General features: G+C 47.2%; 13 protein-coding genes. 8 read left to right on the top strand and 5 right to left on the bottom strand.

The window, feature by feature from the left end; translation table 11 throughout:
* Positions 1–132: 132 nt before the first annotated feature.
* Positions 133–738 carry a TlpA disulfide reductase family protein gene (locus EJV45_RS09040; protein WP_129715351.1) on the bottom strand — a complete coding sequence of 202 codons (606 nt, stop codon included), beginning with the start codon at positions 736–738 and terminating at the stop codon, positions 133–135.
* An 84-nt stretch (positions 739–822) separates the two neighbouring features.
* Between EJV45_RS09040 and EJV45_RS09035 the strand changes: the two genes are divergently transcribed.
* From EJV45_RS09035 to EJV45_RS09015, 5 genes are all read left to right on the top strand, one after another.
* Positions 823–1,950, top strand: a complete 1,128-nt coding sequence (locus EJV45_RS09035) for a sorbosone dehydrogenase family protein (protein ID WP_129715350.1) — start codon at positions 823–825, stop codon at positions 1,948–1,950.
* Between the two features lie 83 nt (positions 1,951–2,033).
* Complete coding sequence (locus EJV45_RS09030; RefSeq protein ID WP_129715349.1) at positions 2,034–3,314, top strand: replication-associated recombination protein A; 1,281 nt, start codon at positions 2,034–2,036, stop codon at positions 3,312–3,314.
* A 1-nt stretch (position 3,315) separates the two neighbouring features.
* Positions 3,316–4,788 (top strand): DUF5687 family protein, encoded by a 1,473-nt coding sequence (locus tag EJV45_RS09025; protein ID WP_129715348.1) that lies wholly within the window; start codon positions 3,316–3,318, stop codon positions 4,786–4,788.
* 2 nt (positions 4,789–4,790) lie between these two features.
* Complete coding sequence (locus EJV45_RS09020; RefSeq protein WP_129715347.1) at positions 4,791–5,486, top strand: ABC transporter ATP-binding protein; 696 nt, start codon at positions 4,791–4,793, stop codon at positions 5,484–5,486.
* Positions 5,487–5,651: 165 nt separating this feature from the next.
* On the top strand, positions 5,652–6,329 hold the full coding sequence (locus tag EJV45_RS09015) for an OmpA family protein (RefSeq protein WP_129715346.1): 678 nt from the start codon (positions 5,652–5,654) through the stop codon (positions 6,327–6,329).
* Between the two features lie 91 nt (positions 6,330–6,420).
* Here the strand turns inward: EJV45_RS09015 and EJV45_RS09010 are convergent, their stop codons facing one another.
* Positions 6,421–6,777, bottom strand: a complete 357-nt coding sequence (locus EJV45_RS09010; protein WP_129715345.1) for a hypothetical protein — start codon at positions 6,775–6,777, stop codon at positions 6,421–6,423.
* 95 nt (positions 6,778–6,872) lie between these two features.
* On the opposite strand from EJV45_RS09010, the gene EJV45_RS09005 reads away from it, so the two are divergent.
* The 3 genes from EJV45_RS09005 to EJV45_RS08995 all read left to right on the top strand — a co-directional run bounded on the left by EJV45_RS09005 (position 6,873) and on the right by EJV45_RS08995 (position 11,843).
* Positions 6,873–7,895, top strand: a complete 1,023-nt coding sequence (locus tag EJV45_RS09005; protein ID WP_129715344.1) for a Gfo/Idh/MocA family oxidoreductase — start codon at positions 6,873–6,875, stop codon at positions 7,893–7,895.
* Positions 7,896–8,431: 536 nt separating this feature from the next.
* Positions 8,432–10,741: a TonB-dependent receptor gene (locus tag EJV45_RS09000; RefSeq protein WP_129715343.1), complete on the top strand. Its 2,310-nt coding sequence runs from the start codon at positions 8,432–8,434 to the stop codon at positions 10,739–10,741.
* A gap of 58 nt (positions 10,742–10,799) precedes the next feature.
* A complete protein-coding gene (locus EJV45_RS08995) occupies positions 10,800–11,843 on the top strand; it encodes a hypothetical protein (protein WP_129715342.1) in 1,044 nt (347 codons plus the stop codon).
* A 57-nt stretch (positions 11,844–11,900) separates the two neighbouring features.
* Here the strand turns inward: EJV45_RS08995 and EJV45_RS08990 are convergent, their stop codons facing one another.
* The 3 genes from EJV45_RS08990 to EJV45_RS08980 form a co-directional block, all read right to left on the bottom strand.
* Entirely contained in the window at positions 11,901–12,461 is a 561-nt protein-coding gene (locus tag EJV45_RS08990) for a type 1 glutamine amidotransferase domain-containing protein (protein ID WP_129715341.1), read from the bottom strand.
* A gap of 96 nt (positions 12,462–12,557) precedes the next feature.
* A complete protein-coding gene (locus tag EJV45_RS08985; RefSeq protein ID WP_129715340.1) occupies positions 12,558–13,307 on the bottom strand; it encodes a glycosyltransferase family 2 protein in 750 nt (249 codons plus the stop codon).
* Positions 13,308–13,313: 6 nt separating this feature from the next.
* Positions 13,314–14,621 carry a glycosyltransferase gene (locus tag EJV45_RS08980; RefSeq protein WP_240755235.1) on the bottom strand — a complete coding sequence of 436 codons (1,308 nt, stop codon included), beginning with the start codon at positions 14,619–14,621 and terminating at the stop codon, positions 13,314–13,316.
* Positions 14,622–14,686: the final 65 nt, after the last annotated feature.

The following is a 14,686-nucleotide window of genomic DNA, read 5'->3' as shown; positions in this document are numbered from 1 at the left end:
ATATTTGATCGCACAGCAAAATAAATTATAGTTAATAAGGTAAAAATTTAACCTAAAGTTGGTAATTTTACGAAAGTTACCAACTTTGCAGGAGTCGAGGTCTCTTTTGTCGATCTTGTCGTAAAATTAAATTTACCGCTTTAATCCTGTGCTCTTCAGTTTGATAAAAAATTCGTCAAACCGCTTGTTACCGTAGTCGGCCATACCTTCATGCCTGAACGACAGGCGCCCCTGTTTGTCGAAGACCACGGTCGTGGGTAAGGATCCGCCGAATATTTCACGGGGAACATCACTTGCCGCCGTATAAACCGGCCAGGAGTATCCTTTATTTTGCAGAAATTTTTCTGCAAGCTGTAATTTGCTGTCCGCATCTACGAAGAGAAAAACAACATCTTCGTCCTTCTTCCATTCTGTATATAATTTATTCAGAGAAGGCATTTCAGCCCGGCAAGGCGGGCACCAGGTAGCCCAAAAATTGATAAATATGATCTTCCCTTCCAGGTCGCCGAGATCGACCGTCTTACCATGCCTATCGCTGAAACGGATGCCCTTAAGACTGCCTGCAGCTGATGGCTGTGCATTTGCATCGAGATCGGGCCGGAACAGGCCAATCTTCATTAGGCCCTGAAGAAGCATGGCCCGTGCAGGCGGCAAAAAGACAACGCATAGAAAAAAAGCGAAGAGCAGGGCGTTGAAAAAGCGATTTAAGTACTTTTTGTTTTGAGGGGTTAAGGCCATGCAACAAAGATAATGAATCGGTGGGCTGGCTCGGCAAACTTACGCGTGCTCAATTTGTTATCAATTCGTTTAAGCACTAAATATATGAAAACACTCCGTTTTGTCTGCGGGTTACTTGTGGCTTTACCCCTGATGGCTGTGACCTGCAACCGGCCCACCAAAAAGGTAGAAAACCCGCTGTTGTCCTCGATCAAACTACCCGAAGGGTTTGAGATTTCCGTCTTCGCAAAGGTTGACAATGCGCGGTCTATGGCGCTGGGCGACAAAGGGACCGTATTCGTAGGGAACCGTGACGGAAAAAAGGTCTATGCACTGGTTGATGCGGACCAGGACGGTGTAGCCGAAAAAACTTATATCGTTGCCGATAATCTTGATACGCCAAACGGCGTCGCCTTCAGAAATGGAACGCTGTACATTGCTGAGATCAGTAAAATATGGAAGTTAGAGAACATAGAAGACAAACTCCAGAATCCGCCGAAACCTGTTCTGTTCTTCGATAAATTACCCGATAAGGAGCATCATGGATGGAAATACCTGGCGTTCGGACCTGATAGCAAATTATACATACCGATTGGCGCGCCTTGCAACAACTGTAATGACAGTGAGAAAGATCCGAGGTTTGCTTCAATTTCTCGTGTCAATGAAGATGGTACCGGCTTCGAGGTATTTGCTCATGGCGTGCGCAATTCTGTCGGTTTTGACTGGCATCCGCAGACAAAAGAACTCTGGTTTACAGAAAATGGCCGCGACATGATGGGCGATGACCAGCCTGCCGACGAACTGAACCGTGCACCTAAGGCCGGAATGCATTTTGGCTATCCTTATGTTCACCAGGGAACCATTATTGACTCTGAGTTTGGCAAAGGAAAAAATCCGGCAGATTATACACCTCCTGTTGCTAACCTGCATCCGCACGGCGCAGCGCTTGGAATGAAATTTTATACCGGCAGGATGTTTCCTGACAGTTATAAAAACCAGGTCATACTTGCCGAGCACGGATCCTGGAACAGATCGAAGCCGATCGGTTATCAGCTCTCTGTGGTCAAGCTAAAGGATGGTAAGTCTGTAGGCTACAGCACTTTTGCCAGCGGCTGGCTGAAAGACGGCAAGGCCTGGGGCAGGCCTGTAGATGTATTGCAGCTGAAAGATGGCTCGCTGTTGGTTTCAGATGACTTTGCAGACCTGGTATACCGGATTTCCTATAAATCGTAGCCGGAAGCGGCGGCAGTGCGCAACGACCCGCTGTCTTTAGGCTTTTTTGCCACAAATCGTCCAATTTTGATATCTTTACAGGGATGCAGAACCTGGCGCCATTAGCTGAACGGATGCGGCCGCATAACCTTGATGAGTATGTCGGTCAGAAACACCTGGTGGGTGAGGGTGCCGTTCTTCGCAAAGCCATAGAAAGCGGACAGCTGCCTTCAATGATATTCTGGGGGCCACCGGGGGTTGGTAAAACCACACTTGCCTATATCATTTCGCAGACACTTGACCGCCCGTTTTTCAACCTGAGCGCTATCAATTCAGGTGTTAAGGACATCCGGGAAGTGATCGAAAAGGCAGCCCAGTTAAAAGACAGCCTGCTTGGACTACCCGTCCTCTTCATCGATGAAATACACCGGTTCAGCAAATCCCAACAGGATAGCCTTTTGGGTGCCGTAGAACGCGGGCTGGTGACACTAATTGGCGCAACTACCGAAAACCCATCATTCGAAGTGATATCCGCATTGCTCTCGCGATGTCAGGTATACATCCTGCAATCGCTTACCGAAGAGGAATTGCTGGGCATGCTGCAGTCCGCTCTGACTAAAGATCCGGTACTTCAGGAAAAAAAGATCAAGATCAAGGAGCACGAAGCGCTGATCAGGCTCTCGGGCGGCGATGGAAGAAAATTACTGAATGTTTTTGAGATCGCGATCAATGGCATTGGCGGCGATAAAATCACGCTGACCAATGAAAATGTACTCCGTCATGCGCAGCAAAACATGGCCTTGTATGACAAGGCAGGAGAACAGCATTACGATATCATCTCGGCTTTTATTAAATCCATCCGCGGCAGCGATCCGAATGCAGCGGTGTACTGGCTTGCGCGTATGATCGAAGGTGGTGAAGACCCGTCGTTCATTGCACGGCGTCTGCTTATACTTGCATCAGAAGACATCGGGAACGCTAATCCGAACGCCCTGCTGCTTGCAAACAATTGTTTTCAGGCCGTTAATGTAATCGGTTATCCGGAGGCGCGGATCATCCTCTCGCAAACGGTTACGTATCTGGCTTCGTCTGCAAAAAGCAACGCTTCCTACGAGGCTATCAATCGGGCGCAACAGCTGGTTAAACAAACCGGTGATTTGCCTGTGCCCTTGCACATCAGGAATGCGCCGACAAAACTTATGAAAAATATTGGTTACGGTAAGGATTATCAATATGCGCATAGCTATGAAGGGAACTTCTCTGCCCAGGAGTATTTCCCCGAACCGCTGAGCGGTACCGTGCTTTACGATCCGGGAAAAAATCCTGCGGAAGAAAAAATGAGAGAAAAACTCAGGCAAAACTGGAAAGACAAATACAACTATTAATATGCTAACTACTTTTTTAACGCACCAATGGAAAAGCTTCTGGCGCTCTCGAAACCGGGGCGGCAGTATTGCTGCTCAGGTTGTCCTGGGCTTTTTCATGCTGTACTTTATGCTCATCGCGATTGCTATCGGACTTTTCATGCCACAGTTTATAGGAAAGCTGTTTCCCGGTCAGGACGTGTTTGTCGTTTTTACAGGTTTATTGCTTTATAATTTTGTGCTGGATTTTGCTGCGCGACTGCAACTTCAGGATCTGCCTACCTTAAGTATTGTGCCTTATCTGCACCTCAATATCAGGAAGCAGCAGATTGTAAACTTCCTGAATCTGCGGGCGCTCTTTACCGTTTTCAACCTTTATCCGTTTCTGCTTTTTGGCCCGTTTACGCTTTACCGCATTAGTCAGGCATATGGCACGACAGCTGGCGTAATGATGTTTGTTGCAGTTATCTCGCTGAGCTTATTTAATAACTACCTGGTTCTGTATGTAAAACGTAAATCGATCGGCAATGCTTTCATCGCGATACTGGTTGTTGCCGTACTGGCGGTTTTCGGCTTACTCGAGTACCTTCACATTATCTCCATTTTAGGTTTCTCGAGCGCTATTTTTATGCCGGTGATGAAGCAGCCGCTGTTGGCGCTGATTTTCCCGGTCATGGCGCTCATCGTTTTTCTGATCAACTCAGCCTACCTTCGCGCAAATTTATATACGGAGGAACTTAGCACACGCGAAGAGAAAAAGGCCAGTACAGACTACGCATTCCTGAACAGATTTGGTCGCGTTGGCGAACTGGCCGCGCTTGAGCTTAAACTTATTCTGCGTCATAAGCGATCAAAAAACTCGCTGACGATGGGTGCACTATTCTTGTTTTACGGATTTCTATTCTATAAACAGGAGCACCTTGCAAAAGATTCTTTTGGCATGATGCTGTTTGCAGCGGTGTTTATGACCGGTATCTCCATCATTACCTATGGCCAGTTCATGTATGCCTGGCAAAGCGCTCACTTCGACGGTCTGCTTGCCAACAAAGTGGATTTCAAGAACTTTATCAGGGCCAAATTCCTTCTCTTTACGATTGCAAGTACCCTGGTTACACTATTGTCGAGTTTTTACGGCTTTCTAAGCTGGAAACTTCTGCTGCTGCATTTGGCCGCTTATCTGTACAATGTCGGTTTTGGTACCGTTATCGTCCTGTATTTTGCAAACTTTAATTTCAAACGGCTCGATCTGAGCAAGGGTGCGAGCTTTAACTGGCAGGGTGTTGGTGCTACGCAATGGATTCTTGGTTTGCCGTTTTTACTGCTTCCCCTGGTTATTTATATTCCATTTGGCCTGGCCGATAAGCCATATATCGGTCTGATTGCCCTTGGCTTGTTCGGCCTCATTACCTGGCTTATGAGACCGTTCTGGATAAACATGCTGACAAAAAAATTTGAAAAACAACGTTATAAATTGGCCGAAGGCTTCAGAGAATAGTTATGATCGAAATTAAAGACCTCAAGAAAATTTACGGCAACAGAACAGTTGTCGATATACCGGCGCTGGAAATCCGGGCAGGCGAAACCGTAGGCCTGGTAGGCAATAATGGTGCAGGTAAAACAACGTTTTTCCGGATGCTCCTGGATTTGATCCGCCCTACATCAGGCGCTGTCTTTTCCAAAGGCGAAGATGTTTCAAAAAACAGCGCCTGGAAAGATTACACGGCTTCCTATCTGGACGAGGGTTTTCTGATCGATTACCTTACGCCCGAAGAATATTTTACCTTTATCGGCAGCCTGCACGGCTTATCTGTTGCGCACGTGGCAGACTACCTGCGCCAATACGAGGAGTTTTTTAACGGAGAAATCCTGAACCGAGGAAAATATATCCGCGACTTTTCGAAAGGTAACCAGAACAAAGTCGGCATTGCGGCCGCCCTGATGCAGAAACCTGAAATTCTGGTGCTGGATGAACCATTTGCCAACCTTGATCCGACTACGCAGATCAGGCTTAAAAATCTTCTTCGTGATCTCAGCGTGAAGCAAAACCTGACTACATTTATCTCCAGTCATGATCTGAATCATGTTACAGATATCTGCAACCGCATTGTGCTGGTTGAAAAAGGTCAGGTTATTAAAGATATTCAGACGGATGAGAACACCCTGGCAGAGCTGGAGACTTACTTCTCGGGTTAATAATAAACTACAAAATCATCAATAAGTAAAGCATGGAGCAGGACGATCGTCCTGCTCTTTGCGTTTTAGTGGTGCTAAAGCCAATATTTTAGTTTTTCTGCCCGGGTAAACTTTTTTGGCATTGAGTTTGAAAAGGTGCAATTGTTAAACTTAAATACCTCAGTTATGAATACCTCAAAAATAAAAATCGCAACGCTCAGTATCGGATTGGCAGTAGGCGCAATGACTTTGCAAAGTTGCGATAGTCTTACCAAAACTCAAAAAGGCGCGGGTATCGGTGCTGCAGTAGGCGGTACACTTGGTGCCATTATCGGTAAGAAAGCAGGTAACACAGCCGTTGGAGCAATTATCGGTGGTGCTGTAGGCGGTACAGCCGGTGCTTTTATCGGTAGAAGAATGGACAGACAGGCAGCAGAAATCCAAAACGCAATTCCAAACGCAGAAGTAATTCGTGAAGGCGAAGGGATTATCGTAAAATTTGACAGCGGAATTTTGTTCGATTTCGACAAGTCTGCACTGAAAGATAATGCCAAAACAAATATTCAAAGCCTGGCTTCATCATTGAATAAATACCCGGGTACAGACATCCGGATCATAGGCCACACAGATAGTATCGGCTCAGCGTCATACAACCAGAGTCTTTCTGAGAGACGTGCAGCGGCTGTAAAATCGTACGCAGTATCACAAGGTGTTCCTTCATCAAGACTTCAAACCATTGGTAAAGGCAAAACCGAACCAATCGCAGACAATGCAAGTGAAAACGGTCGTGCTCAAAACCGTCGTGTTGAAGTGGTGATTATTGCAAATGACCAGTTGAAACAAGAAGCAAAAAGTCAGGGATAATTCTGCAACAACCTTCTGAAAAGAAGATCAACATATACCTATGAAAAGAGATCGCCCGGCAAAATGCCGGGCGGTTTTTTGTTTAAGGCAATTATGCGCCCAGTTCAGGATAGATGTCTGTAAAATATCTAACGGCCAATGACTTCAGCAGCATTTCCTGCTCGAGCATTGTATAGGGCGGGAGTTGCCTGACAAGTTTCCAATGCGGCCATCCGTCCTGGTCCAGTCCTTCCAGCTCATAAAAGCCCATTTCACTCAGCAGCCTGCAAGTTGCAATGTGCATTAGCTCCTCCTTTTGTCTCTTGCTATATTTCTTAGGACCCTTTCCAAGTTCCTGAACGCCAATTAAAAACAGCATTACCTTCATGTCAGGAAGATCCGAATCAAACGATTCTGCAAGTTTTTGCTGCAGCACTTTCCACTTGGCATTTATTTCTGAAGGCTTCATGGTGCAAAGATAAAGAATTGCGGCCGGGCCATAGCAAGCCGGGGTTTTTCTGACATTTTATTTAGCCGGCCCGGTGCAAAATGATAGCTTTGCATATGAGCAAACGCATTTCTACCGGTATCCTGGCATACGGAATGTCCGGAAAAGTTTTTCATGCCCCTTTTGTGGCGGCACACGACGGCTTTGAGTTCCGGGCTGTTGTAGAACGTAGTAAGAAGCAGGCTGCTGAAGATTATGAAGGTATAATCAGTTATGATTCTATTGAAGAACTGATCGCTGACCCGGCTATTGAGCTCGTGGTTGTCAATACACCAAACTACCTGCACTACGAGCATACGCGTATGGCATTGCTGGCAGGGAAACATGTACTTACAGAAAAACCATTCGCAGCCACCGCTGCAGAGGCACAGGAGCTGTTTGATCTTGCCAGGCAGCAAAACCGGAAAGTGCTGGTTTACCATAACAGGCGCTGGGATAGTGATTTTCTTGCCATTAAAAACGTCCTGGACAGTGGCAAGATCGGCACACCCATTGAAGCGCATTTCAGGTATGACCGGTACCGCCCGGCCATTGGTCCTAAGTTTTTCAAAGAGCAGCCCTATGAAGCCAGCGGACTGCAGTATGACCTTGGTCCACATCTCCTTGATCAGGCAATCACTCTATTTGGTGCCCCGCTTGCATTTAACAAGGTTCTTTCAGCCAACCGGCCAGGTACAGCTGTCGATGACTACTTTCATATCCAGCTCAGGTATGAAAATAATTTCTGTGTGTTCCTGACATCAAGCCTGCTGGCAGCCGAACCACAGGCGGGGTTTGTGCTGCATGGAACCAGGGGGAGTTTTATAAAAAACAGAACAGATGTGCAGGAAACCCAACTGCTTCAGCATATTAAACCAACCGACCCGGGATACGGAATAGAAGGGGATGGGCAAGACGGACAGCTGACCATCATCACCGAAAAGGGCGAAAAGCATACAGAGCGAATAAAACCGCAGTCTGGTAACTATCTTGGCTTGTTTGATGCCGTTTATGAAGCTATAGTCAATAATGTTCCCTATCCCGTCCAGGAAGAACAGGTCATTGAACAACTGAAGATTCTTGAAGCGCCGGCGGACTAAACCAGGCACTGCTTTGTTACTTTTAGATGACGGCCGAAATTGCTAATTTTGGCTGCTTGAAAACACGTAAGTCAAATATTGCAAAGTTTCTGGCCATCAGCCTGCTGATGGTTTTTGCTTTATCTGTTTTTCCCTGGAGCCTTACGCATAAGCACCTGGAGCGAAGCATTGCTGAAAAAAATTGCAGGCACAAAGCGCATGTGGAAAGGCATGCAGAAAACTGTCCGCTGTGTAATGCACAATTCGAAAAGGATTTCGATATCCCGCGACCCTCAGACTGGATCATTTCTGTTATCAAATTCGATTACTTAAAATCCGCTCCTGAGAAAGGATCATACGCCAGCTTAAAATCAACCTGTCTCCGGGGTCCGCCCTGCCGTTCCTGACCGGCCGCTAAACCGGTTACGCCCTGACTATTGCAGGGCCCCTTCCAACTGTTGTATACTTTTTAATCCATGCTGTGTTTCTGTTTGTAACAGCAAGCAGCTCATATGTGCCGTCCGCCGGCCTTCCAGGTCCGGACGCCTGATTTACTCATGAAAAAAATATTATTATTTATACTTGCGGTCTTTTGCTCATTATCGTCCTTTGCGTCGGCACTGGCAGATTTAAAGGGTAGGGTCGTAGATGCATCAACGGGCGCACCGCTTGCCGGCGCGAGCGTCTATATTGCCGATCTGCGGGTGGTCAGCACCACCGGGGCAGACGGCGTTTTTACGTTGAGAAATTTGCCACAACGCGGAAGATTTCTCCTTGAAGTGCGGTATGTTGGCTATAAAACGTCGAGCCAGTATGTGGACGCTGCCAAAGGACTTACCGCTGATATTGCGCTGCAGCCCTCGGCTATAGAGGCCGCTGAAGTGGTTATCACCGGGTCTCCTTTCAGTTCAAATAATCGTACAAACAGCCTGTCTGTTGTTGGTGTGGGCAAAGAGCGCCTGCGTCAGGCGGCCGGCACAAATGTGATCGATGCGCTTGCAAAAGTGCCCGGTGTTGCACAGGTTACAACCGGCGGTGCCATCTCAAAACCGGTTATACGTGGATTGGGCTACAACCGCGTGCTCACGATGGTAGACGGTGCCCGCGAAGAAGCCCAGCAATGGGGCGACGAGCATGGCGCGCAAATTGATCAGTTTGCAGCGGCGAGGATTGAGATATTGAAAGGTCCGGCAAGTTTGCTCTATGGCTCAGATGCCCTTGGTGGCGTAATTAATATCCTTGATGATTACACACCTGCAGAGGGCGTTGTAAACGGCGAGTTCGTCAGTTCTTATAGTACAAATAACGGACTGAGTGCCTCATCCCTCATGCTGCAGGGAAATGACAAGGGTTTTGTATACCGGGGACGGCTGTCTTATAGAAATGCTTATGCCTACCGCTATAAATCTGCGGCGGTGCCTAATTCAGGGTTCGACGAAACCAATGGCAGCGCGCTGCTGGGGCTTAACAAGACCTGGGGTTATTCTCATCTGAACTTGTCCTGGTTCAATACGAACGTAGGCCTGGTAGAGGAAGGTCCGGACGATGACGGCCGCTTCAGGGATGAGGAAGGCAATGTCCTCACCAAAGCCGAAGGCCGAACAAGGCGCCTTTCATTGCCGAATCAAAATATCAACCACTACCGTGCGGTGTGGAACAACAACATCATTCTGGGCAGCAGCCGCCTGCGGGCAACACTTGGTTTTCAGAAAAACGTGCGCAAAGAGTTTGAAGAAAGCGCAGTTGAACCGGGTCTTAACCTGGACCTGAATTCATATACCTACGATCTCAAGTATTATTTTGCCAATAGCGGCAGTTGGGAACCGGTAATCGGCGTTCAGGGTATGTACCAGGAGAACCAAAACAACGGCGACGAATATCTTATTCCCGATTATAACAGCAATAACGTAGGCGTGTTTGCATACCTTAAAAAGACCTTCGCGAAAGGCGCAATCAATTTTGGCGCGCGTTACGATTATAAAAAGGTAAACGGGTTTGATCTGATTGATGAGGATGGCGAGACCGTTTTTAACGCATTCCATAACCGGTTTTCGAACGTTTCCGGATCCGTAGGGGCTGCGGTAGAATTAACACGAAACCTCGTGTTGAAAGGAAATCTTGGATCGGGCTTCCGGGCGCCAAACATCGCGGAGCTCGGTGCCAATGGCCGTCACGAAGGAACTTTCAGGTATGAGATTGGCAACAGTGCGCTTAAACAGGAGAATAGCATACAGGCGGACCTGGCACTGGAATACAGCGGAAACAGCATATCAGCAAGCCTGAATGCGTACGCGAACCGCATTTACAATTATATTTATCCCGGAAATTTTAACAATGAACAGATCAATTATACAAATGAAGATGATGTTACAGAAGTACTGCCGGTATATCGTTTTGTACAGACCAATGCCGACCTTATTGGTGCAGAAGCATCGCTTGATATTCATCCCGTAAAGTCCCTGCATTTTGAAAATACCTTTGCCTATACACGCGGAACGAACCGTGCAGACGGCTCCGCCTTACCGTTGATTCCGGCCGGTACCATCAATAACGAGCTGCGGTTTGAGCCCCAGCTGAAGGGGCTCGGCGACACGTACATCAAAATAGGGGTGAGTAATGTTTTTGCGCAAAAGCGGTTCGAGCCCGAATTTGAAACGGCCACCTCATCTTATACCTTGCTTGATGCCGGTCTTGGCACCAGCTTCAGAACCCGCCGGGGCGGGGAACTGAAATTCTGGATCACAGGTCAAAACCTGCTGGACAAAGAATATTTTAATCACCTGAGCAGGTACAAATATGCCCAGGGGAACGGAATTTATAATCCCGGGCGGAATGTAACTTTTGGCCTTAGCGTGCCGCTGCTATAAAATCTGATGTCTGAGGTCAGTACGCATGGCCGTAGACATTAATTGTTATCTTTAGTGCATGTCTGAAGACGATGTAAAGATTTCCCGTAAAAAGCCCGTTTTTCCGGTCAGGCCTGCCTTGCAGAAATACCTGAAAACATACCAGCGTGATGCGAAGCTGCCCCTTACTTATGCCGACCTTCGCCTGTTCGACGAAGCTTTTCCGGTTATGGACAAAAATGGCCGTGATTCATTGTGGGAAAGTCCGATTTATCCGCAGGACAGGCTTGAACAGATTCATGAAAGATTGAAGGAGATTTATGCGTTGCTGAAGGCATCCGGTAACCTGCGTATCGTTGAGCACAAATACATAGACCGCATTGATTTTTGTACGTTCGGCAATACACACCCATTCCGCATTCGTATTGTAAACCGGCTAAATGATGTGTATGACTATTTTTATGTAAAACAGGCCGATGCCTCGCGCATTTATGGGCTGGAACTGGAAGAAATCCTGTCGCCGAACCAGGTAAATTATCTTGTTGATGAAGAAACGCTAATTGAAGAGCACATAGCCGGTATTCCGGGCGATGTCTTTGCAGCAGATCAGCTTTACCGGCCGGAATACAATCCGACACGCATTGCTAAAGAATTCGTAAAGTTTAACGAGCGCTGTCTGATCATGCTGCTTGGCGACATGCGCGCCTATAACTTCGTGATGCAGGTGACACCCGATTTTGACGATATCCAGTTCAGGATCCGCGCCATTGATTTCGATCAGCAGTTTTATGAAGGGAACCTGAAGGTCTACCTGCCGCAGTTTTTCAAAGAAAATTTTCCATACGTAAAACTGTCTATGGAGCAGCTTACCGAAAAGACGGTTCAGCAGTACCGGCAGGAGGAACGTTCATCTATTGTTCACCGCGTTCGCAGCGAAAGACACAGGCTTACTGACCTTCGTGATGTGTCAAACCTTGAGGCATTGACTACTCCTGAAAATATAGCCAGGCTGAAAGATTCAATGGCGGCCTACTTCAATGATTCTGCGTACCTGCAGTGCATTACCATGACTGATATGATTGAGCTTAATATCAAAAATATCATCCGGCAGGTCAAGCTCTAAAAAAGGAAAGGCCCTGCAATGCCGCAGCATCAGGACCTCTCTCGAACCTATGATTTGTTAGGCATGCTGACCATCGTGTACGCCTTCGGCAAATTCTTCAACAATTTTATCGTTAAAAGCCGGAAGGTCATCAGGGTTACGACTGGTTACAAGTCCCTGATCTACCACAACTTCCTCATCTACCCAGTTCGCGCCTGCATTGACCAGGTCTTTCTTTACGGAAGGGTATGAGGTAAGCTTGCGGCCTGAAACTACTTCTGCATTGATCAGCGTCTGAGGCCCGTGACAGATGGCTGCAACCGGTTTTCCTTCTTCAAAGAACCCCTTTACGAATGTGAGCGCATCTTCATTGATACGCAAGGCATCCGGATTGATCACGCCGCCCGGCAACAACAGACCATCATAATCTGATGAGTTCACGCTGTCTACCGTTTTATCTACATCAACTTCAATACTCCACTCATGATCTTTCATGGCGCGGATGGTTCCGCTTTTTGACGAAATGATGTGTACGGTAGCGCCCTCTTCTTTCAGGCGTTCTACAGGACTGGTCAGTTCAGATTCTTCAAAGCCATTTTCAGATAATACAGCAATGGTGCGGTTATTCAGTTTTCCCATGATTTTATATTTAATATTTAATAGTTGTCTTACAGACAAATAAACTACATCTGGAAAAATGGATTGTTTTTGGGAATCTCAGAAATGACAAGAGTGCTAATCGTTTGTACGCCTGTGGCGCACAAAATACCAGGCCAGGTTAATGGCGATCACGCCATGACTCAGGATATTCGGAATGAGTCCGTAATACTTTGTAAAAATGGCAAAACGCTCACGCAGGCTTGCAAGGTGTTTCTTTTTCGACATACCGCCAACAAGGTATTTAGCTACGTACATGTGCACATTTACAATACTGGAGGCTTTTTTGGCGGCCCTGATGATCCAGTCAATGTCGGCGCTGTATTTATAGCGCAGGTCGTACGGACCGGTCAGGCTGCGCCGGATATAAATGGCCTGGTGACTTACGCTCATACCATACCGGAAACTCTCCCAGTTAAAATGTTCCGGAGCTTCGTGCCGGCGCTGACCAAGGCTATTCCAGTTCCGGTCATACATTTCCGTTTCGCCATAATAGATATCCGCCGAAGGCGAAGCTTCAAAAACTTCGGTAACCGTTTGCGGTTCGTACAGTTCATCGCCTGAGTTCATGAACAATACATAATCGCCGGTAGCAAGGGATAAACCTTTGTTCATCGCATCATAAATGCCGCGATCAGGTTCAGAAACAAAATGAGCCAGGCGATCTTCGTATTTTTTTATGACTTCTGCCGTTCCGTCATTTGAATCGCCATCAATAATGATGTACTCAATATTCGGATAGGTCTGGTTGAGAACAGACAGCATGGTACGCTCAATGTCCTGTACATTGTCATAAACAACAGTAATGACACTAAGCTTTGGCTGCATACGAAATTATCTTTGCCGTAAATTTACTAAAGATTCGTATAACTCGAGGTGTCTTGCGGCGATAATCGACTCTGAAAAACGGTTAATTACTGAGCGCCGTGCCTCTTTTCGTATCAGGTCGCGGTCGGGGTGTAGATAGAGCCACTCCAGTCCGTCGGCCAGGCCGGCTGCCGAGCAATACGGAGCCAGGAATCCGTTTTCGCCGTGCGTAACCATATCTGGTATGCCGCCGGTAGTAAATGCGACGACCGGTGTGCCACACGAAAGGCTTTCCATAACTGTGTTCGGCAGGTTGTCTTCCAGACTTGGACTGATAAATGCATCGGCGGCCGAGTAACACTTGGCCAGGTGTGCATCGTTATTTACCGTTCCTAAAAACGTGGTATGAAAGGGAAATTCGGGAAGGTCGGTATTTTCTTTATTTCCAAAAATGATCAGTTCAAAGTTTTCCGGATCAATACCCGGCCGGGCTGCAAGTTGGTGCAATGCATCTACAAGGTAAGGGGTCCCTTTGTGCTTATCATTTTTAGAAGGCATAAAGCCGCTCATAAGCACAAACTTTTCCGGGGCTATATTGAGAATGGATTTCGCTTCCTGCTGAACGTAAGGCTTAAATACAGCGGTTTCAATCGTGTTTGGAATGACCCGTGTATTTCTTGCGCCAAGCAAACTGCTGAAACGTACCGATTCCTGCATCCAGCGGCTGGGCGCAATGATCTCGAAATCAAGCCTGGAGTACGCTTTTTGTTTCCTGACCCAGTTCTGGTGCGACTGGTCGTTCTTTCCACTGAACTTTAGTAAGGGACAATCGCCGCAACTGCGGTGGTAATGCTCACAGTCGTACCGGACATGGCAGCCGCCCGTAAATGCATTGCTGTCATGAAACGTCCAGACCACCGGCTTTTCAAGTTTCGCTAAGGCAGCAATAAACCGGGGGGTCAGAAAACCGTGGTTGATCCAATGCAGATGAATGATGTCTGCAGACCTGACATCGGGATGGCTTGTCACGTCCTGGCCGAACCACTGCAGCGAAAAAGGTGTTTTGACTGAGCGCGTCAGGTATTTGGAACAATAACGTTCTGCAAGAATTTGTGCAGCGGCGCGACCGCGCGACATGATAGTCGGTGTAAAAGTCCCGATCTGTTCATCATGACCAAATTTGAAATAAGCAAGCACTTTTGATTCTATTCCGGCGGCAGCCGGTTGCCCGGTCACAGACAGGTTGTTTAACGCCGAATTAAGCCGCAGGCAGGCCCGGCCGGCACCGCCGTTTCCGTCATAAGTGTTTAAGTGTACAATTTTCAAACCTTCCAAAAATACATTTTATGCGCTAGAGTGCATAGCCGCCCGGGCTATACTGTAAAAAATTGCTTTCTTTG

Source organism: Pedobacter sp. SYP-B3415, from assembly GCF_004138205.1.
GTDB lineage: Bacteria > Bacteroidota > Bacteroidia > Sphingobacteriales > Sphingobacteriaceae > Pedobacter.
The sequence above is the reverse complement of the archived record's forward strand: the minus strand, read 5'-3'. Positions and strand labels throughout refer to the sequence as shown.

What these genes read in the sequence shown, in the direction of transcription:
- EJV45_RS09005 (WP_129715344.1), top strand. Translation starts at nt 6,873, where the DNA reads ATGAGCAAACGCATTTCTACCGGTATCCTGGCATACGGAATGTCCGGA.
- EJV45_RS09000 (WP_129715343.1), top strand. Translation starts at nt 8,432, where the DNA reads ATGAAAAAAATATTATTATTTATACTTGCGGTCTTTTGCTCATTATCG.
- EJV45_RS09025 (WP_129715348.1), top strand. Translation starts at nt 3,316, where the DNA reads ATGCTAACTACTTTTTTAACGCACCAATGGAAAAGCTTCTGGCGCTCT.
- EJV45_RS08990 (WP_129715341.1), bottom strand. Translation starts at nt 12,461, where the DNA reads ATGGGAAAACTGAATAACCGCACCATTGCTGTATTATCTGAAAATGGC.
- EJV45_RS08995 (WP_129715342.1), top strand. Translation starts at nt 10,800, where the DNA reads ATGTCTGAAGACGATGTAAAGATTTCCCGTAAAAAGCCCGTTTTTCCG.
- EJV45_RS09035 (WP_129715350.1), top strand. Translation starts at nt 823, where the DNA reads ATGAAAACACTCCGTTTTGTCTGCGGGTTACTTGTGGCTTTACCCCTG.
- EJV45_RS09015 (WP_129715346.1), top strand. Translation starts at nt 5,652, where the DNA reads ATGAATACCTCAAAAATAAAAATCGCAACGCTCAGTATCGGATTGGCA.
- EJV45_RS09020 (WP_129715347.1), top strand. Translation starts at nt 4,791, where the DNA reads ATGATCGAAATTAAAGACCTCAAGAAAATTTACGGCAACAGAACAGTT.
- EJV45_RS09030 (WP_129715349.1), top strand. Translation starts at nt 2,034, where the DNA reads ATGCAGAACCTGGCGCCATTAGCTGAACGGATGCGGCCGCATAACCTT.
- EJV45_RS09040 (WP_129715351.1), bottom strand. Translation starts at nt 738, where the DNA reads ATGGCCTTAACCCCTCAAAACAAAAAGTACTTAAATCGCTTTTTCAAC.
- EJV45_RS09010 (WP_129715345.1), bottom strand. Translation starts at nt 6,777, where the DNA reads ATGAAGCCTTCAGAAATAAATGCCAAGTGGAAAGTGCTGCAGCAAAAA.
- EJV45_RS08985 (WP_129715340.1), bottom strand. Translation starts at nt 13,307, where the DNA reads ATGCAGCCAAAGCTTAGTGTCATTACTGTTGTTTATGACAATGTACAG.